Source organism: Rhodococcus sp. I2R (assembly GCF_020889545.1).
In the GTDB taxonomy this organism is placed as follows: domain Bacteria; phylum Actinomycetota; class Actinomycetes; order Mycobacteriales; family Mycobacteriaceae; genus Rhodococcoides.
The window spans coordinates 168831-193684 of sequence record NZ_JAHUTG010000011.1 but is presented as its reverse complement, the minus strand read 5'-3'; the positions used below and the strand labels follow the sequence as shown (position 1 = coordinate 193684).

Here is a 24854-nt window from a genome sequence, read left to right as displayed (position 1 = left end):
ACTCGCCGAAGGCAAAACCAAACGCGACATCATTCGCTGCCTCAAACGAGCCGTCGCCCGCGAAATGTTCCAACTCCTCACCCACAAAACCACCGCTTGACACTCATAGGAGCATCACATGCGACGAAGTCGCCTACTCCTTGGAGAGGTTCGTGCGGGGGATGACCTCGGTCTGATCCGTCGTCCAGTCGCGGTTGCGGGGTTCGGTCGGTGCAGCCGCGCCGCCACCGTCATCGCTGCGCCGCGGCGCGTTGCCACGTGCGGGCCGATGGTCGCCCCGATTGCCGCGGACTCCGAGCACGATGCCGACGATCAGCGCGATGAGACCGAGGATGCCGAGCACTATCGGGACGGTGCGCCCGAACAACGAAATCTGGTCCATGCCGTCACGGGCCTGCTGCAGCTGGTACTCGACGGTGTTCTCGTCGAAGGTGAGCGGAACCCGCAGGACGTCGACCTCGGGGTCGCCTGCCGTGCGCGAGTAGTACTGGTGGAGCTGCTCATCGCCCTTGACGATGACGCCGGTCTTGGGTTCGACCCACAGCGTGCGGGTGTTCTCGTACCAGCGGGTCATCGTGACCGGGGTTTCGCCGCCCTCGACGCCCCACGTGGCGGCAGGCAGAGTAACGCGGTTGGTGGGGATGTTGACCACGGAGGACAGGTCGACCGGGGCAATGGTCTGCTCGTACTTGTAGACCGGCGTGCCATTGATCTCGGTCTCTTCGACGAAGTCGATGTCCTGCGATACGCGGGCGTTGATGTCGAAGTACGGGTACGACTTCTGCTCGGCGCCGAACGGGAACTTGTATTGCAGTCCTGTGTGCGGCACTTCCTCGGCGGGCTCATCGGCCTGAACCTGAATGGTTCCGATGGGATTCTCGACGGGCATGCTCGTCACGCGGTCCAAGGTGACGCGGTCGACGGTCGCCGAGCGAAGTCCTGTCTCGCCCTGCACATCGGTGCGTCGAAGAGTGGATCCGGCCTGCAGCGTGATGTCATCGGCACCGGATGGCTCCTCGACGGTGACGAAGCGCTGCGACACGAAAGGAACGTTCTCGTCCACCACGGCGCTACCAGCAGCGAGTGATGCGGCATCCAGCACGCTTCCGGTGCCCGTGGAGACGGTGGTCACCTCGAGATCGAGCGGTGTCTTCTCGAGACGGGGCACCGTGTAGGTGGGAATCAAAATGGCCGCTACCAGCAGGAATGCGCCCAAGCCAACGAGTATGAGGGCAACTATCCGGCTCGGCCCCGAGCGCTCCGCCATGTAAAAATCTCCCTTAGTCGTGTTCCGGCGCGCCGCTGCTTCCACCCGACAGGTTCGGGCAGAGTACGCCCGTTCTGGAGTGTCCGATTGGTATCGCCACGTCGTTTGGTGACAGTAACAGTGATCACCTCGCGTGGGCGCGAGTGACACTGCTTGTGCAGGGAATGCTTGACTGGTCGGGAAATGAACACTCCCATCCAAACGTCGGCGCCGGACGTGTTGCCGCTGCGTGGGTTCATTCCTTCACTGGAGGGGATGCGCGCGTTCGCTTCGCTCGGCATCGTCGTCACCCACGTTGCATTTCAGACGGGGGCTGCGGCGTCACCTGTGGTGGGGCGCATTTGGGGCCGGTTCGATCTGACGGTCGCGATCTTTTTCGCGTTGTCCGGATTTCTCCTCTGGCGCGCTCATGCCGCCCAGGCTCGGGGGCTGGGCACCGCTCAGCCCATCGGGACGTACCTGTGGTCTCGTGCCGTCCGAATTCTGCCGGCGTACTGGGTGGCTGTGACGCTGACCCTGCTGTTCTTGCCCGATGCGGGCGGCAGCTGGAACGTGTGGGTGGCGAATCTGTCGTTGACGCAGGTGTTCGTGCCGTTGACCCTGACCGAGGGCCTGACCCAGATGTGGTCGCTGTCGGTGGAGGTGGCGTTCTATCTGCTGCTGCCGATCGCAGCTCTCGCGATGACGCTGCTGCGCGATGATCGTGCTCGTCTGCGCATTCCGCTACTGGCGGGTGTGTCGGCGGTGAGTTTGTCGTGGGCCTTTCTCCCTATTCCGACGCTGGATGGAATCAATCACGACAATTGGCTGCCGGGCTACCTTCCATGGTTCGCGGCGGGGATGTTGCTTGCCGAGTACTCGACGCGCCGCGAAACGTGGTTGCACCGCCTGGCTGCCCGCCGCGTCGTCATCGGCTGCATAGCAGTAGTGGCATTCGTACTGTCGGCGACGCCACTCGCGGGCCCGGAGGGGCTGGTGCGTCCGGAGCCATGGCAGTTCGCTATGAAGGTCGCCCTCGGCGGCGTCCTCGCGTTCGCGTTGTTGGCGCCGCTCGTCCTCGGCGATGGCGCTGCGTCGAAGCACCGGATTCTCGAGCACCCGGTGATGCTGACGTTGGGCAGATGGTCGTACGGAATCTTCATCTGGCACCTGGTGGTTCTGGCGATGGTGTTCCCGGTATTCGGGATCATCCCGTTCTCGGGGCATTTCGTGCTGGTGCTGGCCGTGACCGTGGCGTTGTCGATCCCGATCGCCGCAGCAAGTTACGCGCTCGTCGAGGAGCCGGCGCGGCGGGCGCTGAAGTCTCGGCGCGCCCGTGCACAGAGCACGTCACAGACGGGCGCGTAGCGCGCTCACGGCCACCGCGATCAGCGCGATCAGCGCCGCCAGCTGGATCGCGAACGAGTGCCCGACGTAGCCGTCGGGTGCCCGCCAGGGACCCGTCGACAGCAGGGCAATCGCCAGCAACGTTCCGCCGCAGGCGAGACCGACCAGCACTCGGTCTTCGGCTCCTGCGCCGAATCGGCGCCTGAGGAACTCCGCTGTAGCCGCCACGACAACCGTCGCGACTACTCCGGCAACCCCGGCGGTCACCGCCACTGCGGCGACCAACGCCGCCCAGGCGAGCACTCTGTTTCGCCACGGAAGCGGAGGACTGTCGCCGTCGACGCGGCCACGCCGCAGTGCCAGAAACGTCAACGGAATCAGCAGTAGCAGTCCGCCGAAGATGCCGAGCCGGTACCACCCGTCGGTGGCGAACTCGAGCGTGACCGTGCCGGCTGCTCCGGCGGGCACGATCCAGCCCTGTTGCCATCCGTCGACTGTCACCGGGGTCAGCTCGTTGCCGTCGGGCCCCGTTGCGCGCCAGCCGATGTTGTTGCTCTCCGGGACGACAAGCAATCGGTCGGTGTCGTGCGTGGGCACGTCGATCTCGCGGCGGTCGGCATCCCATCGATTCATCTCGACCGCCTGTGGCGCCGAACTTGTCGCACTCACAGCGGGAACCGGCATGGTGCGCAGGCGAACCCCGTCGACGAAGAATGCCGCTCCCGGGTCCACGACGATGTCCTGCCGGCCCTCTGGGAGCGGAATGGGATTGAGATTGGCGTTCTCGACCGGGAATGGGCCCTCGCACAAGGTTGCTCGCATCGGCGCACCCGAACGAAGCTGCGCTGCAGTGCCCGTCACCGAAGCGCGGACAGTCTGGCCGGCGATCGACATGACCGGGCCCACGTCGCAGCCGACGGTGATGCTCCGCTCCGCATCGAATGCAGCGCCCACCTCGCGACCGCCGGACAGTACGGCGACCTCGGCCAGCCCGGGAGGCGTGGGCTGTACGAAGCCGAGCGAGTTCTTGTCGAGCACGTCGTCCCAGTCGACCAGCGACAGCACGATTCGATCGGTGACCTGCGGGAACAATTCGATCGTCGTTGCTTCGTCCGGGTCCACCTCGCGAACCTGCGGCCCGGCACCCAGATCCACCGCGACCGATGTCGGATGAACAGGCAGGGCGCCGCGGCTGGGGGTGAGTGTCAACCCGTCGACGAGGGTCGGCTCCGGCAGGGAGATGGTGAGCGTCGGCTGGGTGCCGGCGCGATTGTCGATGCTCGACGGGGCGGCAGTCCAAGACGTGCGTCGATCGCCGTCGGTTGCCGCGAAGGCGGAGCCTTGGAGGTCGCCGACGTCCGAGGCTCCGGTCGCGACGGGACGGCCGGGCTGTGACAGTAGAGATTCGAGCTCCGGGCTCTGTCGCGTGCGCAGCGTCAGTTCCGGGAGTACTGCAGTCCCCTGCGGCACCGAGAGGGTGCGGGTGAAGCGCCCCAGCTCCTCCGGGGCGACGGAGAGTCCGCTGCTACAGCGAATACGGTCCTGGGTGTCGACGCAGCCCGACCGCCCGGGGAACTCCTGGCTCAGTTCCCAGGCAATGACGTCCGCACCGGTTGCGACCTTCGGGAGAACCGTGCGGTGCACAATCGAAACCTGCTGTGGCGCATCGATATTGGAGTAGTCCTCGACCGAGAGCTCGCTGATCCCGAACTGGCTCCCGTTGGTGCCGCCCACCGTCGACCGTGCGGTGATCCGCAGCCACGATGTGGAGCCACCGGGCAGCGATACCGTCATGGGCTCACCCGGCTCGTCGACCCGTGCGGCGGTACTGCCGTTCTCGGTGGTGATTTCGAGCCATCGAACCGGATCGCCGATGGTGCCGGGACTCGTCCGTAGACGAAGCAGACCCCCTCGCAGGGGCTCGTCGAAATCGAGCTGGAGCCACTCGCCCACAGCGCTGTCGATTCCGTTGCTGACCCAGCTCGTCGCGAGATCACCGTCGACGACCGCGGCGACGCCGTTACCCGGTTTCGTGCCGCCGATCTGCGTCGCGTCCGAGGCCGAACTGGATGCCGTGATCGACGCACCCTCCCATTCGGCGTTCACCGTCTCGGCGCCGTCGACCGGGTAATCGGCGACCTCGTTGAGCGAGCGACGCGGTTCGTCGACCGACCGCAACGCGGAGTTGTGGTTGTCCACCTGACCGAAATCGGTTTCACGTCGTGTCGGTGTGTCCGTCACGGTCACCTCGTCGACCGTCAAACCGGCGGCCTCGGCATCGGAGGCCAGGATCACCGGGCCCTGCGGGACCGGTTGCGGAACACCCCGTCCCCGTTGCTCGTTCAACCGCTGCAGCGACTCCGGGCCGCCCTGCACGAACGGCACACGGCCGAGATCGACGGTGTACGGCCCGGACACTGCGGTAGAAGCACCGACGGTGTAGATCTCCACTGCCGGATACGGCGGCCGCAGGTCCCCGTCGACAGTGACGTCCTCGGTCGACCCCGGCGCGATGTCGTTGCCGAACTCGGCCACCTTCTCGAGCCCCGGGGAGCCGTCGAGCGCTGCATGGACCAACGCCGGACGCGCCGAGCGGGAGGACTCCGGATCGAGATCGTTGCGGACGACGACGTAGTGAATGCCCTGACCGAGCAGGGTATCCGCGAGTCCAGCCGACGGGCGACCGTCGGCGAGGAGCCGCTGCACCGAGTCGAGAGCGCGGATCGCGCCGGGCGGCGTCAACGGCACGGAATCGCGCACCGCCCACGGCGTCGTGGCGAGGGCTTGCAGCGGTTCGTCGCGGGTCAGGCCCCATGTCTGCAGCGCGAACGGGGCGCCGGGGACGACGAGGGCACGCTGCGCGTCCGAACCGTCGGGGGAGGTGCCCGACGCGTTCTCGGTGAGCCAGTCCGCGGCGTCGTGCCAGTAGTCGGGGACGGCCTCGTAGGCGCCGCGCGGGGCCAGCTTTCCGGTCCAGGCCAGCGACGTAGAGAACGTCAGCGCGACGAGAACGAGCCCGGCCACGGCGACCATCTTGTCTCGCTCCGGGTGGGCGATCGCGTGACGCCACTCCGCGGGCGCGGCAGAGCCTGGCAGTGGAACCTTCGCCAGCAGGTGAGCGAGCCCGAGCACCAGTGGAATTCGGACGAGCGGTTCGAGTTTGTGGACGTTGCGCAGCGGTGCGCCCGCGGAATCGAGAAACACTCGGACGCTGTCGGCGATGGGGGAACCGAGCTCGCCGACATACCCTGCGGTGAGTCCGACGATGCCGACGAACAGCAGAACCGTCAGGCGACCGCGTGCAGGCATCGAACGCATCGCCAGTCCAGCCAGCCCGGCGGCCGCGATTGCGCCCGTCGCGATGACGGCGGCGGGTTGGGTGACGAGAACGGCGCCGGCGACGCGCTCCGGGGACACGAACGGCGTCCAGCTGCTGGTGCCGCGCAGAATCTCGGCGAGCGATGCCCATTGCGTCGTGGTGCCGGAGGATTCGATGTAGTCGAGGAACGGTGGGCTGACTCGTCCGAGGAGCAGCAGCGGAACGATCCACCACAGCGTCGCGAGCAGGAGAGTGCCCGTCCACCAGCCGGAGAAGACGAGCCACCGGCGGTTCGGGCGGTGGCACAGGACCCAGACGACGCCGACGAGGCAGGCAGCGGCCGTCGCGACGGCATTGACGGCACCCATCAATGCCACCGCCAACGCCGATTGGGCGGCCAGTGACCGCACCCCCCAGTTCTGCGGGGTGGATCCGAAGGCCCGAACGATGGGGATGAGCACCCACGGCGCCAGCATCATCGGCATCGTCTCCGAGGAGATCGACGTGAGGGTCGTGACCACCCGCGGGGAGAGCGCGAACGCGGTAGCGGCGATCAGGCGTGAGGTGCGACTGCCGATGCCGAGTGCTTCGGCGAGCCGGATGATTCCCCAGAACCCGGCGATCAGCAGGAGCGCCCACCAGATGCGCTGGGTGATCCACGGCGGAATCGCCAGCACGTCACCGAGCGCGAAGAACGCTCCGTGCGGAAAGAAGTAGCCGTAGGCCTGGTTCTGCACCTGCCCGAGTGGTGCCTGAGAGGTCCACTGATGTGCGGCGCGCGCAAGAAATCCGAGAGGATTCTGCGTCAGGTCGTATTTGGTATCGGCAACGGTGTAGCCGGGAACCTGCAGAAGGGAAAGCGCAAGCGCCAGAGCCGAGACACCGAGAAGCCATCTACGACCGAGTGGTTCGGAAGAGATCGAAGCGCCGAGTGTCAGCGGCTGCCGTACTCGACCTGGTTCAACAGCGAGGAATCAGCGTTGCCCGATCGGTCGATCTCGGGACGGGTGTTGTCCGACGCCGCCGCCGTCACTCCGAACACGGCACCTGCGCCCAACACCGCACCGGCCACAGCAGCAATAATCCCCGGGACAGCGAACTTCATCTCGGTACTCCACTTTCCTCGACACGGCAATCACGAGCGACGGCTGACAATCCCCCGCGCGCGGATCACGCTATCACCTGGATCGGCCCGTCCTGGGTTGCACGCGCTGCTACTTGCCCGGCGGAACGATCAGAACGGGTCGGTGGCTGTGTCGCAGCACGTGGTCGGCAACCGAACTCTGCAGTAGCGAGCGCAGACCGGTAGTGCCCCTGGTGCCCGTGACGATGATGTCCACGTCCAGGTCGTCTGCTTTTTCGACGATGGCGCTCCAGATTGCCGTGGTGCATTCGGTGCAGTGTCCCTCGACGCTCAGACCGGCCTCCCCCGCGAGCCTGACGCCCTCGCTGTTGATGATCTTGGCGTCGGTGAGTGCAACGTCCTCGGCCTCGTCGTCGGGGACCCACTCCGGCTGCATGACACCGGAAAGGCCGGACAGTCTGGCGGCCTGACGCACCATCGGTTCCCAGGCCGTAACGACGAGTGCGCGCTTTGTCATCAGAAACCGCCCGGCGTATTCGATTGCGCGTTTCGCGTTGTCGGAGCCGTCGTAGGCGATGAGAATCAGATCTGCAGGCATCGTGTTTCCTCCTGATGTCGCGTTTGTCCGAGCCTATCGCGAGACGGCGTCCTTTCGCGGCGCGTCGGAGGTGTCGGCTACCGTCGGTTGCCATGACGAAGCTCCGCTCGCCCCTCTCTGTAGCCGCGCTGTTGGTCGGTGTCTCTGTCACTGCCTCGTGCGCTGGGGGAGGTACGGAGGCGGCTGCTCCGTCGCCGACGGTCGCTGCGGCGTCCTCCACATCGCTCACACCGGATCCGACGACCGAACCTGCTCCTCCGGCCGACGCGTGCGCGGCGTTCGTCGGAACCCTGACCGAGCGGCAGCGTCTTGCCCAGCTACTCACCGTCGGCGTCACCGGGACGGCCGACGCGGTCGACATCATGGCCCGCGAGCAGGTCGGCGGCATCTTCATCGGGAGTTGGACCGACACCGCGACGCTGGCGAACAGAGAGGTCCCGCAGATCGTCGACGCCGCGGCGGTGCCGCCGATGGTCACCATCGACGAGGAGGGCGGCCGCGTATCCCGCGTCGCGAATCTGCTCGGAGAGGTCCCCTCGGCGCGGGAGACAGCGCAGACGATGACCGTCGACGAGACCTACCAGCTGGCGCTCGAGCGGGGACGCGGGCTGAAGGATCTGGGTGTGACCGTCGACTACGCCCCCGTCGTCGACGTCAGCAGTCAACCGGACAACTCGGTGATCGGCGATCGATCCTTCTCCGCCGATCCCGACCAGGTGGTGGCCTACGCAGGCGCGTACGCGCAGGGGCTGCGCGATGCCGGGATCGCGCCCGTCATCAAGCATTTCCCCGGTCACGGCTCGGGATCGGGAGATTCGCACACGGGCGCGGTGTCGACGCCGCCGCTGGATCAATTGATGCAGTCGGATCTGATTCCCTTCGCGGCGCTCTCGCCCACCGGGGTCGGCGTCATGATGGGGCATCTCGACGTGCCCGGGTTGACGGCCCCCGGTGTGCCCGCCAGCATCAGTCCGGCCGCGATGTCGCTGCTGCGCGACGGTGTCGGCTACGGTGCGGCACCGTTCACCGGTCCGATCTTCACCGATGATCTCAGTGGGATGGCGGCCATCACCGACCGTCTCGGCATCGTCTCCGCAGTGGAGGCGGCAGTCGTCGCCGGCGCCGATGTAGCGTTGTGGCTCACCACCGACGACGTCCCTCAGGTGTTGGACAACCTCGAGGATGCAGTCTCGACAGGACGATTGCCTGTAGACCAGGTCGATCGCTCCGCAGCGACTGTCGCGCGGTTCAAGGGTGTCTGCTAGATTCCGACACGTCGACGCTGGGGACGCGAGCTTTCTTACCGTGGAGTAATGTCATGGGTTCGACGTTGTTTGGAGGACACATGGCTGGCGGCACCAAACGACTGCCCCGCGCCGTGCGAGAACAGCAAATGCTAGACGCTGCGGTGGATGTATTCTCGGACAAAGGTTTTCACGAGACCTCCATGGATTCGATCGCCAAGCAGGCGGCGATATCCAAACCGATGCTCTACCTGTACTACGGCTCCAAGGACGAATTGTTCGCTGCATGCATCGCGCGCGAAGGCGTCAAGTTCGTCGAGGCGCTCACCCCGGCCGCCGACCCGTCATTGACTCCACGCGAGCAACTCCGAAGCGCCCTGCTCGGGTTCCTCGGCTTCGTCGGCGAACACCGCAAATCGTGGATGGTGCTCTATCGCCAGGCCATCGGTCAGACCGCGTTCGCCTCGCAGGTCCAGAGCAGCCGCGATCGTCTCATCGAGCTCACCGCAGGACTGCTCGAGATGAGCACCAAAGACCCCGAACCGGGCCAGAATTTCGCGCTGATGGCCGTCGCCCTCGTCGGCGCAGGTGAAGCCGTCGCGGACCGCGTCGCCGGTGGAGAGATCGAGGTCGACGACGCCGCTGACCTCCTCGAAAACCTCGCCTGGCGCGGACTGGCGGGCAAGAAGAGCGCGTCCACGCCCTGAGCCGCTTTGTGGTGACCGAATGTCACCTTCGCTCCCCGAGGTGACCGAATGTCACCCTCGCACACTCTGAGTGACCGAATGTCACATTCGCTCCGTCGGGGCACGCAAAAGGGGTGACCGAATGTGACATTCGGTCACCCCCGCGGGTGATGCTGGAGCATTTACCGCACAGTGGCGGTGAGGTACGGGTACCCCTTCTTCGGGTGCTTGAGCGACAGGTCCCAGCCTGCGCCAACGGATTCTGCGTACACGTTGATGGTGGACGGCAGAACGATCGGCTTGCCGAACCGGATCTTGTAGGTCGACTTGCCGGGAAGCCTGCCTTCGATGATCTGGAGAATTGCTGCAGCACTCCACATTCCGTGGGCGATGGTCTTCGGGAAGCCGAAGGCCTTGGCGCCCAGGGTGGAGACGTGAATCGGATTGCGGTCGCCCGAGATGGCCGCGTACTTGCTGATCGTCCTCTGATCGACGCGGAGCGTACGAGTCGGGGGCGGCGGCACCTCGTCGGCGGGAGGAGCTTCGCGCGGCCCACCGGACAGTGAGGTCTTCTGCAGGCTCAGGAAGGTCGAGGTCTGCTTCCAGACGAGTTCACGCCCGACGCTGACTTCGCTGATGAGATCTACCAGCAACCCCTTTCGGTGCTCGCGCAGATTCTCCGCGTGCACTCGAATATCGAGTGGCTCCGACATCGAGATGGGTCGCAGCTGCTCGATCACGTTCTCGGCGTGCACGGATCCGATGGCCGCGAAGGGAAATCCCTTCGACACCATCAGCTTCATCACCGTCGGGAACACGAGCGTGAACGGGTAGGTCACCGGCAGCGTGTCACCGAACCGGAGCCCCGTCGCCCGGCAGTACCCGGCCAGGTTGTCCGGATCCACCCGCAGGCCGCGAAGCTCGAATTCCGTGTCCGGTACCGAGGACGATTTGGAGCCGAGGAACGGCAGGGCTCCGAGTGCTGCGGCAGCGTAGATATCGGAGGTCTTCGGCTGCTCCGAGAGCTGGATGACGCTCATGCGCCGAGCAGGCTCTGGCCGCACACGCGGACGATCTGGCCGGTGACGGCGTTCGAGGCAGGGCTCGCGAAGTACGAGACCAGTTCTGCGACATCGACGGTCTGGCCACCCTGCAGAAGGGAGCTCATGCGTCGTCCTGCTTCACGGGTGGCGAACGGGATGGCGGCCGTCATCGCGGTTTCGATGAAACCGGGTGCCACGGCGTTGATCGTGATTCCCCTTTTCGCGAGAACAGGCGCCGACGCGTGCACGAGGCCGATGACGCCCGCCTTGGATGTGCCGTAGTTCGTCTGGCCGCGGTTGCCTGCGATGCCTGCGATGGACGAGACGTCCACGACGCGTCCACCTTCCTTCAGTGCGCCGGTCTCCACCAGGTGGTCGGTGATCCGCTGCGGTGCAAGAAGGTTGACGCCCATGACCGAGTTCCAGCGGCTCTCGTCCATGTTTGCGAGCGTCTTGTCGCGGGTGATTCCGGCATTGTGCACGATGATGTCCGCGCCGCCGTGCCGCTCGAGCAGGTGCTTGGAAAGTACTTCGCCGGCGTCGTCGGCGGTGACGTCGAGCGAGAGGGAGGTGCCGCCGATCTTGTTGGCGACCTCGGAAAGTGCATCGCCCGCAGCGGGGATGTCCGCGGCAATCACGGTTGCGCCGTCGCGAGCGAGTACCTCGGCGATGGTCGCGCCGATTCCGCGAGCAGCACCGGTGACGACGGCGACCTTGCCGGCGAGCGGCTTGTCCCACGAGGCCGGGGCTTCGGAGTCGGCGTCACCGACGGCGATGACCTGGCCGTCGACGAACGCGGATTTCGCCGAGAGCAGGAATCGAAGGGTCGACTCGAGCCCGGAGAGTCCGGTCGATGCTTTGGGGGAGACGTAGACGAGCTGGGCGGTGGCGCCGTGCTTGACCTCTTTGCCGACACTGCGGGTGAAGCCTTCGAGTGCACGCTGGGCGATGTGCTCGTCGACGCTGGCGGTCTCCTCGGGAGTCGTTCCGATGACGACGACGCGGGCCGACGACGCGAGGTTGCGGATGACCGGCTGGAAGAACTGGAACAGCTGCTCGAGCTCGGAGACGTTTCCGATGCCGGTGGCGTCGAAGACCAGGGCGCCGTACTTGCTGTCGTGCGGCTGGGCCTGCGGGTAGTCCGAGAGGAGCTCCCGAAGCGGTTCCACGAGTCGACCGCTGCCGCCGATGAGGACGGGGCCGGCAAGTGGTGGCTCGCCTTCCTTGTACCGCCGCAGGTTCTCGGGCTGCGGCAGACCGGCCTGCTTGGCGATGAATGCTCCCGGCGCGGACGCCAGGAATGTTGAGTACAGGTCTGGGGCTCCCTTGGTGGCTGCCACTGTCCTACCTTTCACTTGGCGCCTTCGCGGATGGAGACGAAGGACATGACCGGGTGTCGACAACCAACTTACTCGCCAGTAAGATGAAACTCCACCAGGGCTATTTTCAGCGATGTTTGGAGACGTAAAGTGACAAGCAAGCAGCTACGACCGGTCGCAATCGTCGGTGGCAACCGCATCCCGTTCGCCCGCTCGGACAAGAAGTACGCCCAGGCATCGAACCAGGACATGCTCACCGCCACGATCGACGGTCTGGTCAGCAGGTTCGGGCTCCAGGGCGAGCGCCTCGGCCTCGTCGTCGCCGGTGCGGTCCTCAAGCACAGTCGCGACTTCAACCTCACCCGCGAAACCGTGCTCGGCAGCGCGTTGAGCCCCTACACCCCGGCCTACGACATCCAGCAGGCATGCGGCACGGGACTGCAGTCCATCATCGCGGTCGGCGATGCTATCGCCTCAGGCCGTATCGATGCAGGTATCGGCGGCGGCGTCGACACCACCTCGGACGCGCCGATCGGCGTCAACGACGACCTGCGTGAGTTCCTGCTCTCGCTCAATCGCGCGAAGTCCACCCCGGACCGCCTCAAGCTGCTCGCCAACGTCCGCCCGTCGATGCTCGGACTCGAGATCCCGCGCAACGGCGAGCCGCGCACCGGCATGTCGATGGGCGATCACGCTGCCATCACCGCCAAGGAATTCGGTATCGGCCGTGAAGAGCAGGACGCTCTGGCGGCTGCGAGTCACCAGAACATGGCGGCGGCTTACGACCGCGGCTTCTTCGACGACTTGGTGACGCCGTTCCTCGGCCTCACCCGCGACGACAACCTGCGTCCCGGATCCACCGTCGAGAAGTTGGCGACGCTCAAGCCTGCCTTCGGCAAGAAGCTCGGCGACGCGACGATGACCGCCGGCAACTCGACGCCTCTCACCGACGGTGCGTCGGCCGCTCTGCTGTCGAGCGATGAGTGGGCTTCGGAGCACAACCTGCCCGTTCTTGCGCATCTCGTCGACTCCGAGACTGCCGCTGTCGACTACGTCCACGGCAATGCCTCCTTCAAGGATGGCTTGCTCATGGCACCGACTTACGCCATTCCGCGTCTTCTCGCCCGCAACGGGCTTACGCTGCAGGACTTCGACTACTACGAGATTCACGAGGCGTTCGCATCCGTCGTGCTCGCGACGCTGCAGGCATTCGAGAGCGACGAGTACTGCAAGGAACGGCTTGGCCTGGACAGTGCGCTCGGGTCGATCGACCGGAGCAAGCTCAACGTCAACGGCTCCTCGTTGGCAGCGGGCCATCCGTTCGCCGCGACCGGTGGCCGCATCGTCGCCTCGCTCGCAAAGATGCTTGCGGAGAAGGGATCGGGTCGTGGCCTGATCTCCATCTGCGCCGCCGGTGGCCAGGGCGTCACCGCAATCATCGAACGCTGAGCGTCTCGAACTTCGAGCGCTGATTTTTCGGCGCTCGACCCAGGGGGCACACGGTCGGCGGATCCGTCAAACGAGGGGTTTACGGATCTGCCGATCGTGCATTGTCGAAAGCGGACTTCCAGAGAGCAAAAGACGCGGCGCCCGAATGAAACTCGGGCGCCGCGTCCATAATTCGCTGCTTACTCCGGGATTCCGTTTTCCGGCGGGGTAGCTGGTTCACCGGTGTATTCCTCGACCGGGGAGTCGCCGATGTCGGTCTGGAGAACGGGCGTGAGGTACTCCGGTACGCCGTTCTGGATCTGGAACACGCTGGCGCCCGAGATGCCGAGGTGGCTTTCCTCGGAGTAGCGGTACGGCGCCAATTGCGGTCCCTCGAAGTCCATTCCGCCGTCCTGGATCGCGGCGACGATGCCCTCGCGGGTCGGGTTCTCGCCCGCTGCCTGCAATGCCTGGACGAATGCGTAGGCCTGGCTCATGCCGTAGACGCGGTAGTTGGTCAGGGGTTCACCGCTACCGTGTTCGTCCCAGACTTGCTGCCACAGTTGAGTCCACGGGTTGTCGGTCGAATCGACACCGGGGATGTACTCGAGCGAGATCATGCCTTCGAGCGACTGCGCGCCGGTGATAGCGCCCTCGGAGAACCGGCCCAGAAGAGATCCGACCAGGTTCACATCGGAGCCAATGGAGCTGTAGAACCATTCGGGGTCGTAGTTCAGTCGCATGGACGTCAGCTGACTGAGCGCGGTGTACGACGGCACGTTGAAGCCGAGCACGAGGTCGGCACCGGCTGCCTGCAGGGCCGCGATCTGCGGCGCGACGTCGGTGTTGCCGGAGGTGTATCGGACAACTTCGACTATTTGGTCGTCGAGGTACTGCCGGACGGCTTCCTCGCTGTCTCGGCCGAGGTCGTCGTCCTGCAGGAACAGTCCGACTTTGGCGTCGGGCCTGTTCTCGAGTACCCAGTCACCGATGATTTTGCCCTCGACCTGGTAGTCGGGCTGCCATCCGAAGGTGTTGGGGTACTGCTCGGGGTCGTTGCCCCACATGATCGCGCCCGAGGAGACGAAGAGGTCGGGGACGCCTTCTTCGTTGAGGAAGTCGACGACCGCGCTGTGAGTTGCGGTTCCTAGTCCACCCACGACGGCGAAGACCTCGTCCTGCAGCACGAGTTCGTTGACCACCTGCGTCGTCGTTGTCGGGTCGTACGCGTCGTCGCGCACCACGTACTCGATCTGTCGGCCGTTGATGCCGCCCGCCGCGTTGACGAAGTCGTAGTAGGCCTGCGCACCCGTCGGGATCTCGCTGTATCCCGGTGACGCGACGCCGGTGAGTGGAAAGTGGCCACCGATCTTGACCGAGGTGTCGGTGATGCCGACTGTCGATCCCTCCGAGGTCTCCTCGGTCTCGTCGCGGCCACCTGCGCCGCAGGCTGCGACGAGTGCGACTGCAGCGGTCAGCGCCGTGACGCGGGCCGCGAGTGATATCGAACTTTTCATTTCTCCCCTTTTCTGGCGAACTTTCTGGTGAATCGCCATTTTCGGTAGGAACCCACGAGGCCGAGCGGCGCGAACAAGATGACGAGAACGGTGAAGACTCCGGTCACGAGTGGGGCGAGCTCGGCGGATTGAAGGCTGGACAGCCCGAGGTCGAGGCCGAGGTTGGTCACGACGGGTGGAATGTAGGTCAGCAACGCGGCGCCGATCAGAGCCCCAGCGAGGGTTCCCAAACCTCCGATCACCACCGCTGAGAGCAGTGTCAGCGACAACACCAGCGTGAACCCGCTCGGCGCCGCAATTCTCGACGCCATGGCGAGGACGGCTCCGGCCGCTCCGGCGCAGGCGGCGCTGACGACGAACGCGAGGATTCGAGCGCGACCGAGGTCGATGCCGGCCAGTTCAGCGGCTACCTCGTCGTCGCGAACGGCGCGCCATCGTCGACCGATGCGACTCGACGAGACGTTCGCCAGCAGGAAGAACACGACAACGAGCAGCGTCCAGCTGATGTACGAGATGAACTTGGTGCTGCTCAGGTCGTTTCCGGTGATGAAGAACATCGCGTCGTCGAGGAAGGTCGGCACCGCCGGTGAGGGGATGGTCAGGCCCTGTTCACCGCCGAGGTACTCCGAGAAGTACAGCGCGAGACCCGGTACGGCAACGGCTAGCGCCAGTGTTGCGCCGGCGAGATACGGGCCGTGTAGTCGAGCGGCCGCGACTCCGACGACGAACCCGACGAGAGTGGACACGGCAGTGGCGGCGAGCAAGACGACGGGAACCACCCAGCTGCCGTCCTGAGCTCGGAGGATCAGCGCCGCGGTGTAGGCGCCCACCGCCATGAATGCGCCGTGACCGAGCGACAATTGGCCGTTGATGCCGGTCAGAAGGGTCAGGCCGCCGGCGGCGATCGCGAGGTAGGCGACAGAGGTCAGTTGGCTCTGCCGGAATGTACTGACGCTTTCGAGCACCGCGAAGATGACGATCAGTCCGATGACCGCGGCGACGAAGTGCCTACGAACGGGCGTTGCGGTCAGCTGCGCCCACTTCGTGGTGATACCTGTGGACGGGGACTTGGTGACGGATGTGCTCATCTCAGACCCTCCTTGCCGCGGTGCCGGCGAACAGCCCGCTCGGTCTCAGCAACAGCACGACGATGAGAATGATCAGCGCGGCGAGCGCGACCAGATCCTGGCCGAGATACCCGCTTACGAAGCTCAGACCGATGCCCATCAGTAGGCCGCCGACGACGGCACCACCCGGTGAGTCCAGACCACCGAGAACCGCTGCAACGAAGCCGAATACGACGATCGAGTCCATGTATCCGGGGTGCACGAGCGAGCCTCCGGCGATGAGCAGACCGGCGAGCGAACCGACAACCGCGGCGAGCGCCCAGCCGAGGGTGAGCATGCGGCTGACCCGTACGCCGAGCAGTTTGGCGACTTCCTGCTCGAACGCGCTGGCCCGCATCTTCAGGCCCAGATCGGTGAAGCGGAACAGCAACACCAGTAGGCCGAAGACGATCAACACTGCGACGACCTTGAATATGTCGTACCCGGTCAGGGCGATGTTCATATCTCCTATGGTTCGGCCGGTGAGTCCGAACGGTGCTGGGAAAGAACGGAATTGATTGCCGAAGATGATCGCGGCCAAGGCGTGAATGACGATGAACAGTCCGAGCGTCAGGATGACGGCGTTGATATGCGAGGAGCTGTCGACGAAGCGAATCACCAGGCGTTCGACGAGAGCGCCCAGGATCAGTCCGCTGACGAGCGCTGCCGCGAAACCGATCCAGTAGGAGTAGCCCGCGTCGATGACGACGAGTGCGATGTAGGTGGTGAGCATTGCCATCGGGGCTTGGGCGAAGTTGACGATGCGCGTCGAGCGCCAAATGAGCACGAGGGCGAGCGCGAAGGCGGCGTAGATCATGCCGCTCGTCACGCCGTTGAGGAGGATGGTGAGCAGTTGCTGCACTGTCGGTGGCGTCCTTTCGGTTCGTCAGAATCCGAGGTAGGCGTGGCGGAGGGCTGGGTCTTGGGCGAGTACGGTCGCTGGTCCTTCGACGGCGACCTTGCCGAGGTCGAGGACGACGGCATGCTCGGCGATGGACAGCGCACTGCGTGCGTTCTGTTCGACGAGTACGACTGTCATCGACTGCGCGTCGACGAGGGTGGCGATGATCTCGAAGATCTGAGCGACGATCTTCGGCGCTAGACCGAGAGAGGGTTCGTCCAACAGCAGCACCGACGGCGTCGCCATCAGAGCGCGACCGATCACGAGCATCTGACGTTCTCCACCGGAAAGGGTGTGCGCAGAGGATGTTCGACGCCCGGCGAGGGGAACGAAGATGTCGTAGACCTGGTCGAGGGTGACGGCGTCGTGCGCGCGGTTGCGTCCGAGTGCTCCCAGCCGGAGGTTCTCCTCGACGGTCAGTTCCGCTATGACACCACGGCCTTCGGGGACATGTGCCAGGCCTTTGCGCGACATGCGATCCGGGGAGACGCCGACGAGTTCTTCGCCGCCGAAGGTGATGCTTCCTGCTTTCGGCCGGATCAGGCCGGAGATGGTGCGCAGCAACGTGGTTTTGCCTGCACCGTTGGCGCCGAGGATCGCGGTGGTCGCGCCGGCGCGAATGGTCATCGACACCGAATCCAGGGCGGTGACCAGTCCGTATTGGACGGTGAGGTCGGTGATGCCGATCTGAATGGTGTCAGTTGTCATGTGTGACATCCCTTCCCAGGTAGGCGTCGAGGACCGCGGGGTTCTCGCGGATGTCGTCGGGCGTGCCCTGGGCGATGACCTTGCCGAAGTCCAGTACGACGATGCGGTCGCAGACACTCATGACGAGGTCCATGTGGTGCTCGACCAACATCACCGAAGCGTGCCCCACCGCGAGTGAGCGGATCAACGTGCTCAGTTCGTCCATCTCGTCGGAGGACAATCCGGAGGCCGGCTCGTCGAGGAGTACGAGCGATGGTTTGCTGACGAGAGCGCGGGCCAGCGCGACACGTTTGCGCACCGCATAGGGCAGGCTGGGCGGCAGACTCAGGGCGTATTCGCCGATGCGGAGTTGTTCGAGGGTGGCGAGGGCCTCGGCGCGGACGGTGGCGTCGTCCTTGGAACTGCTGGGCAGGCCGAGGAGCCCGGCGAAGAATCCGGTGCGGGCGGTTCGGTCTGCTCCGATCATGACGTTGTCGAGCACCGTCATGCGGTCGAACAGTCCGAGACCCTGCAGCGTCCGACTCATTCCCAGCGCAGGCAGGCGGTGGGGTTTGAGGTTTCGGAGGATGTCACCGTTTCGGGTGATCGTCCCCGACTGGGGGCGAACGAGGCCGCAGGCGACGTTGAACAGGGTGGTTTTTCCTGCTCCGTTGGGTCCGATCACTCCGAGGACTTCGCCGGGGCGAACGTCCAGGCTGACGCCGTCGAGTGCGACGATGCCGCCGAACGCAACGTCGATCGAGGCGAGTTCGAAGGCGGGGGTTGCGGTGGAACTGTCGAGCAAAGTGATGCACCTCACATTCGTGTGTGCGTTCACTATGGTCCCTGTGCACAAGACGCGATATAGGCGCAGCGCACAAAATGTTTGGGTCCTGGGACACCAGAGGTGGTCAATTCACCCATTCGAGTAGGCGTAATGCGCAAAGGTAGGGAGGTGAGAGAACCCGAGGCCGAGAACGCACCGGGTCTCCCGCCTGTCGATCGGGCCTCCAAGCAGGCGGATCAGCAGGCCATCCAGCAAGCCTGGGCGACGCTGCTGACCCGGGCCGACGCGATCGCCGACTCCATCACGCTGGCCCTCATCGAACAGGAACCGGCCTACCTCGCCTCGCCCGCACCGGATATCGCCGTCGAAATCCGTCGCAGTACGCGTGAGCACATCCGTCAGGGTTTGCACACGTTGTCCGGTGCGCCGGCCGAGACCGACGTCACCAGGGAAGTGTGGCGTCGTACCGGCCGCGAGCGCGCCAGGCAGGAGATACCCATGGAACTCGTGCTCAAGGCGTACACGCTCGGCTCTCGCACGCTGTGGGAGGAGCTGATGCTCGAGCGCCGACGGAACAGCTCGGTGATCGACGATCGGCTGCTGATCATTGCCGGACAACAACTGTGGCGTGCGCTGGACTCGCAGTACGAGACCCTCGTCGACGCATATCGTCGCGAGAGCGCCCGTATGCAGCAGCGCGATCTGGCCAACGCTCTCGCGGTCCTCGACGGTCTGCGCACGGGTAGGGGCGGTGATCCCGCGTTCGTTCTCGAAGCCCGCGCGACGTTGGGGTTGTCGCCATCGCAGCACGTCGCCTGCATCGTCGGGCTGCTCGACGATCACGGTGAGCCCCCGCTGCCGGCACCCGAGGACGCGCTCGACCAGATCGGCGCGGTATCGCACTGGAACATCCGCGACGGTCATCAGTTCGCCCTCGTCGCGCTCACTCGCGGTTCGTGGAAGTCGGTGGTCGACGCCTTGGCGCCGCGCGCAACCGGGAAGGTGGGCCTCGCGCACTCTCCTGACGGGTTGGCCTCGTTCGCGGCCGCCTATCGGCTGGCATCGCTGACGGCGGAGACCATCGACGGCGGGCCGGGCGTCGCGCTCGCCACCGACCGACTGCCGCGCGTGATCATGGCAGCCGACGCCCAATCATCGGAGCTGCTGGTGCATCACGCGTTGGGCGCGATGTGGACTCATCCTGCCCCGCAGCGTGAGACGTTGCTGACCACGCTCGCGTACGTCCTCGCCAACGATGGGTCGCCGACCAACGCCGCGAAGGTGCTGTATTGCCACCGCAATACAGTGATATATCGGGTGCGGCAGATCGAGGAGCTGACGGGGCGTCGCCTCACCGATCCGCAGGACCGGTTGCTGCTGACGCTTGCCCTGGTCAAGACCGGGCATTGGGCCCATGCTGTGGGCGTCGACTGAGATCATCGGTTCGTCCGGGTCATTCAGGTGAATGAAATCTGAAACAATCGGTAGCGAGTTGTAACGCATCACAGAACGGCGCGATAGTCGTAGTGGCTCCACACTGCTGCCCGACCCCCGACCCGGCAGCGGTGTGGGGCCTCTTGCTTTTCCGGGATATTCGGTGCTCGCCGAGAATGTCGACGGGGTCGATGCGTAAGCTCGGCACGAAAGTTGTGGATGATGTCCGGGGGTTCGGGAGGGTCGAGAACGTGAGCGTCGGTGGAGACGGCAGCGTCGGTGGTACCGACAAGGGTAAGCACGAGAAAGAGCCGGCACCTTCGGACGAAGCATCGACACCGTCGGACGCTTCTGTTGATGATGCTGATTTCGACGATGCTGATTTCGACGATGATGTCCCCGAACACATTGCCCCGTACGACGCTGTCACCGAGGTGATGAGTGCGATCGACCCTGACGCGCCTGCTCCCTCGGACCACACGGTTCCCGACGAGACGGTTCCCGACGCGGAAGCCGATGGCCCTGCTGTGAACGAAAACGGTGATACTGCCGCTGTCGAGGAGAGTTCCGAGCCCGATTCGGCAGCAGACGAGACATCGACTGAGGTGTTTCCCCTGGTGACAGACTCGCCTGTCGATGAGGCCGCGGTGAACTCGGACGCGCCGACGGCAGCAGTACCCCCCGCAGCAGTGCCCCCCGCAGAAGTGCCGCCCGCAGAAGTGCCGCCCGCAGAAGTGCCGCCCGCGGCAGGCAAACCGCCGTGGGTCAAGGTCGCGGTGCTCTCCGGCGCTGTCGTGGCCGTCCTCGCGGTCCTCTACACCGCTGACATTCTGTCGTCGAGTGGTTCGGTCCCCAGGGGCGTCACTGTCGCCGGCATCGAGGTCGGTGGACTCTCGAACGAGGACGCGGACACTCTGCTGCGGTCCGAGCTCGGTCCCCGCGTCGAGCAGCCTGTGCAGATCGACGCAGGTGAGCAGCAGCTCGAGCTGGTGCCTGCGGCTGCGGGCCTCGATGTCGACTGGGCGGCGACCCTCGATCGTGCGGGTTCGCAGCCGATCAATCCGTTCACGCGGCTGATGTCGTTCTTCTCCGATCGCGAGATCGGTGTCCAATCGACCGTGGACCCGGTGGCTCTCGACGCGGCCGTCGAGTCGTTGCGGGCACAGGTCGACCAGGTACCCGTCGAAGGAGACATCGTCTTCGAAGGCGTCACCCCGGTCGCCGTCACCCCGGCCCCTGGCCGGTCGATGGACGTTGCCGGTGCCCGCGAGGCCGTCGAGACGAGGTGGGCTTTCGGTACCGTCGATGTCCCCGTCGAGATGGTGGATGTGACGGTTCATCAGGACGAGGTCGATCGGGTGCTCGCCGAGGTCGCACGACCTGCGGTGTCCGCGCCGGTGGTGTTCTCGGGACGGGAGAACACCAATGCTGTGCTCGAGCCCGATGTCATCGCGCGGGTGCTCTCCTTCGAATCCGACGGTGAAGGCGCGCTGATACCGCGCTACGACGTCGACGCTGCCATCGGTGTACTCGCCCCGCAGCTGGCGTCGACGGAGACACCGCCCAAGGACGCGTCGTTCGCGCTCGGTGGCGGTGTGCCGACTGTCGTACCCGGAGTCGTAGGCGATCTCGTGCAGTGGCCGAGGACGCTCGAGCAGCTCCCGGTGCTGCTCGCGTCCACCGATGCGCGCACCGCGGAGGCGGTCTACGAGCCGGCGCCGCCCGAGCTGACCACCGAGCGGGCAGAGGCACTCGGCATCAAGGAAGTCATCGGTGAGTACACGACGGGAGGATTCGAGTACGCGTCGGGAGTGAACATCAGGCTCACCGCCGACATCGTGAACGGAGCCCTGGTCGAGCCGGGAGAGACGTTCTCGCTCAACGGGTACACCGGCCCCCGGGGCTACGCGCAGGGTTTCGTCGAATCGGGCATCATCGACAACGGTCGGCCCGATCGTGCGGTCGGTGGTGGCATCAGTCAGTTCGCGACCACGCTGTACAACGCGGCGTACTTCGCGGGCATGGAGGATGCCGGCCATACCGAGCACAGCTACTACATCAGCCGGTATCCGGAGGCGCGTGAAGCGACCGTGTTCGAGGGCGCCATCGATCTGCAGTTCACCAATACGGCCGAGACCGGTGTGGTCATCGAGTCGTTCGGCACCAGTTCGAACGTCACTGTCCGGTTGTGGGGCACCAAGACGGTCGAGGTGGAGTCGATCACGGGGCCCCGCAGCAATCCGACGAGCCCCAACACCATCACGCTGCCCGCGGGCAGTGGATGCGTGCCCTCTGGTGGTGGTCCCGGATTCACGGCCAGCAACACCCGGGTGATCACCGACATCGAGACGGGCAGCGAGATCTCGCGCAACACCAGAACTGTCAAGTACGACCCGATCCCGATCGTCCGTTGCATCTCCCCGGAGCCTGATCCCGCACCCGAACCCGCACCTGAACCGGCCGACGAACCGGCGAGCGATCCCGGGGACGACGAGGAATAGCCCTTGTCGCAGGCGCTACGAGATCGGTGCCGCATTGCGCCGCGGAAACTCGTATCGTGGACGCAGTGCGGTGGCCTCGGCCTGTCGCCGCACTGCCAGCGATCGCAGGAAAGGGAGCTTCTCCATGACGCTCACGCACACCGATCTCGACCAGGCGACTCTTCGTCAGGCGTATGCGCAGTTCCCTAGCGGAGTGGTCGCTATCGCCGCCGAGGTCGACGGTGTGCCCGTGGGCCTCGCCGCGAGCAGCTTCGTCGCCGTGTCGATCGATCCACCACTGGTAGCGGTGTGCATCCAGAACACATCGACGACGTGGCCCAGGCTCGAGGGGCTGCGCAGCATCGGCGTCAGTGTCCTCGGTGAGGCGCACAACGAGGCCGTCCGCACGCTGGCGGCCAAGACTGGTGATCGATTCGCCGGCCTCGATCTGCAGACCACCGAGCAGGGCGCCGTGTTCATCGGCGGTGCGACGGCGTGGCTCGACACCACCATCGATCAGCAGGTGCCCGCAGGAGATCACGTCATCGCATTGCTGCGTATTCACTCGCTCGAAGTGCAGAGCGAAATCGATCCGATCATCTTCCACGCCAGCAAGTTTCGCAAACTGCAGGCGTAACGCGTCTCGAAGACGCCGAACCCCGCCGCCGACAACGGCCGCACCCCCGAGCGGGGTGCGGCCGTTGTTCGGTCGAAGAACTTGACGGGAATCAGAACGCAGCTTCGTCCAGTTCCATGACGTCGAGATCGATGTTGCTCAGGATGCCGCGGGTTGCAGTGAGCTCGGGCAGAACGTTCTTGGCGAAGAACGATGCCACGGCGACCTTGCCCTCGTAGAACGGCTTGTCCTTGCCTTCTGCACCGTTGTCGAGTGCGGCAATCGCGATCTCGGCCTGGCGGAGCAGCAACCAGCCGATGAGCAGGTCGCCGAACGCCATGAGGAAACGCACCGATGCGAGCCCGACCTTGTACAGTTCGGTGGGCTGTTCCTGCGCGCCCATGAGGTGCTGAGTCATCGTGGTGACGATGGCCTGTACGTCCTCGAGTGCCGTCGCGAGCAGCGCACGCTCGGCCTTGAGGCGTCCGTTGCCGGCTTCGCTGTCGATGAACGACTTGATCTGTCCCGCAACGTGTGCGAGCGCAACGCCGCGGTCCCGAGCGATCTTGCGGAAGAAGAAATCCTGGGCCTGGATGGCCGTGGTGCCCTCGTAGAGCGAGTCGATCTTGGAGTCGCGGATGTACTGCTCGATGGGGTAGTCCTGCAGGAAGCCGGAACCACCGAGCGTCTGCAGGCTCTCGGCCAGCTGACGGTAGGCGATCTCGGAGCCGACACCCTTGACGATGGGGAGCAGCAGATCGTTGACGCGGTAGGCGATGTCCTCGTCTGCGTCGGAGACCTGCTTGGCGGTGATGGGATCCTGGTGAGCTGCGGTGTACAGGTACACCGCGCGCAGGCCCTCGGCGTACGCCTTCTGCGTCATGAGGCTGCGACGCACGTCGGGGTGATGCGTGATGGTGACGCGCGGGGCGCTCTTGTCGGTCATCTGCGTCAGGTCGGCGCCCTGGACGCGCTCCTTGGCGTAGTCGAGTGCGTTGAGGTAGCCGGTGGAGAGCGTGGCGATTGCCTTGGTGCCGACCATCATGCGAGCGTGCTCGATGACGTCGAACATCTGCGCGATGCCCTTGTGGACCTCGCCGACGAGCCAGCCCTGTGCCGGAATGCCGTGTCCACCGAAGGTGAGCTCGCAGGTGGTCGAGGCCTTGAGGCCCATCTTGTGCTCGACGCCGGTGACGAAAACGCCGTTCCGCTCGCCCATTTCGCCGGTCTCGAAGTCGAAGTGCGTGTTGGGTACGTAGAACAGGCTCAGGCCCTTGGTGCCGGGTCCGGCACCTTCGGGGCGCGCGAGCACGAGGTGCATGGTGTTCTCGAAGAGGTCGTCGGACACGGCCGAGGTGATGAAGCGCTTGACGCCCTCGATGTGCCAGGAGCCGTCCTCCTGCTTGATCGCCTTGGTGCGCCCTGCGCCGACGTCGGATCCGGCGTCGGGCTCGGTGAGAACCATCGTGGCTGCCCACTTGCGCTCGACGATGACCTTGGCCCACTCCTTCTGCTCATCGGTGCCGTTGTGAAACAGCACGTTGGCGAAGCCCGGCCCGGCGGAATACATGAACGCTGCCGGATTGGCGCCGAGCAGTAGCTCGTTGAGGGCCCAGCCGAGAGTGCGAGGGGCAGGAATGCCGCCGACCTCCTCGTCGAGGCCGACACGCCACCATTCGCCGTCGTAAAGCGCCTTGAACGACTTCTTGAAGGCGTCCGGCAGTTTGACGGTGTGTGTCTCGGGATCGAACACAGGGGGGACGCGATCCGACTCGGCGAACGACTCGGCAAGTGGTCCCTCTGCCAGTCGCACCACCTCGCGAAGCATGTCGCGGGCGGCCTCACCGTCCAGATCGCCGAAGTTGTCGCCCGAGAGGGATTCGTCGAGCCCGAACAGCTCGAAGAGGTTGAACTCGAGGTCCCGAAGGTTGCTCTTGTAATGGCCCATTGCGCGTTCGCTCTCCAGTCGGTGGTGCGGTCTCGTGAGTACCGCCCAAGTTAGCTACTCGTCG

At 65.2% G+C, this 24854-nt stretch carries 19 protein-coding genes; 7 read left to right on the top strand and 12 right to left on the bottom strand.

What is annotated here, in order from left to right; translation table 11 throughout:
* Positions 1-133 precede the first annotated feature (133 nt).
* Positions 134-1267 (bottom strand): DUF3068 domain-containing protein, encoded by a 1134-nt coding sequence (locus KVY23_RS14070; protein ID WP_230557096.1) that lies wholly within the window; start codon positions 1265-1267, stop codon positions 134-136.
* A gap of 183 nt (positions 1268-1450) precedes the next feature.
* On the opposite strand from KVY23_RS14070, the gene KVY23_RS14065 reads away from it, so the two are divergent.
* On the top strand, positions 1451-2614 hold the full coding sequence (locus tag KVY23_RS14065) for an acyltransferase (protein WP_230557094.1): 1164 nt from the start codon (positions 1451-1453) through the stop codon (positions 2612-2614).
* Here the strand turns inward: KVY23_RS14065 and KVY23_RS14060 are convergent.
* From KVY23_RS14060 to KVY23_RS14050, 3 genes are all read right to left on the bottom strand, one after another.
* Positions 2597-6784, bottom strand: coding sequence for an alpha-(1->3)-arabinofuranosyltransferase (locus KVY23_RS14060; RefSeq protein ID WP_230557109.1), 4188 nt, complete (start codon positions 6782-6784; stop codon positions 2597-2599). The genes KVY23_RS14065 and KVY23_RS14060 overlap by 18 nt on opposite strands.
* A 62-nt stretch (positions 6785-6846) precedes the next feature.
* The gene (locus KVY23_RS14055; RefSeq protein ID WP_075840369.1) at positions 6847-7017 is read right to left on the bottom strand and encodes a DUF2613 domain-containing protein; all 171 of its coding nucleotides are present in this window, start codon (positions 7015-7017) and stop codon (positions 6847-6849) included.
* A gap of 109 nt (positions 7018-7126) precedes the next feature.
* On the bottom strand, positions 7127-7594 hold the full coding sequence (locus KVY23_RS14050; protein ID WP_206510523.1) for a universal stress protein: 468 nt from the start codon (positions 7592-7594) through the stop codon (positions 7127-7129).
* 92 nt (positions 7595-7686) lie between these two features.
* Here KVY23_RS14050 and KVY23_RS14045 point away from each other — a divergent pair, with 92 nt between their 5' ends.
* Together KVY23_RS14045 and KVY23_RS14040 are read left to right on the top strand one after the other, a co-directional pair.
* The gene (locus KVY23_RS14045) at positions 7687-8859 is read left to right on the top strand and encodes a glycoside hydrolase family 3 N-terminal domain-containing protein (protein ID WP_230557092.1); all 1173 of its coding nucleotides are present in this window, start codon (positions 7687-7689) and stop codon (positions 8857-8859) included.
* An 80-nt stretch (positions 8860-8939) separates the two neighbouring features.
* Positions 8940-9545: a TetR/AcrR family transcriptional regulator gene (locus KVY23_RS14040; RefSeq protein WP_075840367.1), complete on the top strand. Its 606-nt coding sequence runs from the start codon at positions 8940-8942 to the stop codon at positions 9543-9545.
* A gap of 161 nt (positions 9546-9706) precedes the next feature.
* On the opposite strand, the gene KVY23_RS14035 is transcribed toward KVY23_RS14040, so the two are convergent.
* Positions 9707-10564 carry a MaoC family dehydratase gene (locus KVY23_RS14035; RefSeq protein WP_230557091.1) on the bottom strand — a complete coding sequence of 286 codons (858 nt, stop codon included), beginning with the start codon at positions 10562-10564 and terminating at the stop codon, positions 9707-9709.
* Entirely contained in the window at positions 10561-11907 is a 1347-nt protein-coding gene (locus KVY23_RS14030; protein WP_230557089.1) for a 3-oxoacyl-ACP reductase, read from the bottom strand. Before KVY23_RS14030 ends, KVY23_RS14035 begins: the two co-directional genes overlap by 4 nt.
* A gap of 129 nt (positions 11908-12036) precedes the next feature.
* Here KVY23_RS14030 and KVY23_RS14025 point away from each other — a divergent pair, with 129 nt between their 5' ends.
* Positions 12037-13335 (top strand): acetyl-CoA C-acetyltransferase, encoded by a 1299-nt coding sequence (locus KVY23_RS14025; RefSeq protein ID WP_230557088.1) that lies wholly within the window; start codon positions 12037-12039, stop codon positions 13333-13335.
* A 179-nt stretch (positions 13336-13514) separates the two neighbouring features.
* Here the strand turns inward: KVY23_RS14025 and KVY23_RS14020 are convergent, their stop codons facing one another.
* The 5 genes from KVY23_RS14020 to KVY23_RS14000 are packed head-to-tail and all read right to left on the bottom strand — an operon-like array spanning position 13515 to position 18330.
* Positions 13515-14831 (bottom strand): ABC transporter substrate-binding protein, encoded by a 1317-nt coding sequence (locus tag KVY23_RS14020; RefSeq protein WP_230557086.1) that lies wholly within the window; start codon positions 14829-14831, stop codon positions 13515-13517.
* Positions 14828-15919, bottom strand: coding sequence for a branched-chain amino acid ABC transporter permease (locus tag KVY23_RS14015; protein WP_206510529.1), 1092 nt, complete (start codon positions 15917-15919; stop codon positions 14828-14830). Before KVY23_RS14015 ends, KVY23_RS14020 begins: the two co-directional genes overlap by 4 nt.
* A 1-nt stretch (position 15920) precedes the next feature.
* Positions 15921-16799, bottom strand: a complete 879-nt coding sequence (locus KVY23_RS14010) for a branched-chain amino acid ABC transporter permease (RefSeq protein WP_230557084.1) — start codon at positions 16797-16799, stop codon at positions 15921-15923.
* Between the two features lie 24 nt (positions 16800-16823).
* Positions 16824-17546, bottom strand: a complete 723-nt coding sequence (locus KVY23_RS14005) for an ABC transporter ATP-binding protein (protein ID WP_230557081.1) — start codon at positions 17544-17546, stop codon at positions 16824-16826.
* The gene (locus tag KVY23_RS14000) at positions 17536-18330 is read right to left on the bottom strand and encodes an ABC transporter ATP-binding protein (protein WP_230557079.1); all 795 of its coding nucleotides are present in this window, start codon (positions 18328-18330) and stop codon (positions 17536-17538) included. Before KVY23_RS14000 ends, KVY23_RS14005 begins: the two co-directional genes overlap by 11 nt.
* Before the next feature lie 150 nt (positions 18331-18480).
* On the opposite strand from KVY23_RS14000, the gene KVY23_RS13995 reads away from it, so the two are divergent.
* From KVY23_RS13995 to KVY23_RS13985, 3 genes are all read left to right on the top strand, one after another.
* Positions 18481-19746: a CdaR family transcriptional regulator gene (locus KVY23_RS13995; protein ID WP_230557077.1), complete on the top strand. Its 1266-nt coding sequence runs from the start codon at positions 18481-18483 to the stop codon at positions 19744-19746.
* A 191-nt stretch (positions 19747-19937) separates the two neighbouring features.
* Complete coding sequence (locus tag KVY23_RS13990; protein WP_230557075.1) at positions 19938-22247, top strand: VanW family protein; 2310 nt, start codon at positions 19938-19940, stop codon at positions 22245-22247.
* A gap of 124 nt (positions 22248-22371) precedes the next feature.
* Positions 22372-22863: a flavin reductase family protein gene (locus KVY23_RS13985; RefSeq protein ID WP_075840363.1), complete on the top strand. Its 492-nt coding sequence runs from the start codon at positions 22372-22374 to the stop codon at positions 22861-22863.
* Positions 22864-22954: 91 nt separating this feature from the next.
* Here KVY23_RS13985 and KVY23_RS13980 read toward each other — a convergent pair whose 3' ends face one another.
* Positions 22955-24790, bottom strand: a complete 1836-nt coding sequence (locus KVY23_RS13980) for an acyl-CoA dehydrogenase (protein WP_230557073.1) — start codon at positions 24788-24790, stop codon at positions 22955-22957.
* Between the last annotated feature and the right edge of the window lie 64 nt (positions 24791-24854).

What these genes read in the sequence shown, in the direction of transcription:
- KVY23_RS14065 (WP_230557094.1), top strand. Translation starts at nt 1,451, where the DNA reads ATGAACACTCCCATCCAAACGTCGGCGCCGGACGTGTTGCCGCTGCGT.
- KVY23_RS14035 (WP_230557091.1), bottom strand. Translation starts at nt 10,564, where the DNA reads ATGAGCGTCATCCAGCTCTCGGAGCAGCCGAAGACCTCCGATATCTAC.
- KVY23_RS14040 (WP_075840367.1), top strand. Translation starts at nt 8,940, where the DNA reads ATGGCTGGCGGCACCAAACGACTGCCCCGCGCCGTGCGAGAACAGCAA.
- KVY23_RS14005 (WP_230557081.1), bottom strand. Translation starts at nt 17,546, where the DNA reads ATGACAACTGACACCATTCAGATCGGCATCACCGACCTCACCGTCCAA.
- KVY23_RS14045 (WP_230557092.1), top strand. Translation starts at nt 7,687, where the DNA reads ATGACGAAGCTCCGCTCGCCCCTCTCTGTAGCCGCGCTGTTGGTCGGT.
- KVY23_RS14020 (WP_230557086.1), bottom strand. Translation starts at nt 14,831, where the DNA reads ATGAAAAGTTCGATATCACTCGCGGCCCGCGTCACGGCGCTGACCGCT.
- KVY23_RS13985 (WP_075840363.1), top strand. Translation starts at nt 22,372, where the DNA reads ATGACGCTCACGCACACCGATCTCGACCAGGCGACTCTTCGTCAGGCG.
- KVY23_RS14015 (WP_206510529.1), bottom strand. Translation starts at nt 15,919, where the DNA reads ATGAGCACATCCGTCACCAAGTCCCCGTCCACAGGTATCACCACGAAG.
- KVY23_RS14055 (WP_075840369.1), bottom strand. Translation starts at nt 7,017, where the DNA reads ATGAAGTTCGCTGTCCCGGGGATTATTGCTGCTGTGGCCGGTGCGGTG.
- KVY23_RS14050 (WP_206510523.1), bottom strand. Translation starts at nt 7,594, where the DNA reads ATGCCTGCAGATCTGATTCTCATCGCCTACGACGGCTCCGACAACGCG.
- KVY23_RS14070 (WP_230557096.1), bottom strand. Translation starts at nt 1,267, where the DNA reads ATGGCGGAGCGCTCGGGGCCGAGCCGGATAGTTGCCCTCATACTCGTT.
- KVY23_RS13990 (WP_230557075.1), top strand. Translation starts at nt 19,938, where the DNA reads ATGCGTAAGCTCGGCACGAAAGTTGTGGATGATGTCCGGGGGTTCGGG.
- KVY23_RS13980 (WP_230557073.1), bottom strand. Translation starts at nt 24,790, where the DNA reads ATGGGCCATTACAAGAGCAACCTTCGGGACCTCGAGTTCAACCTCTTC.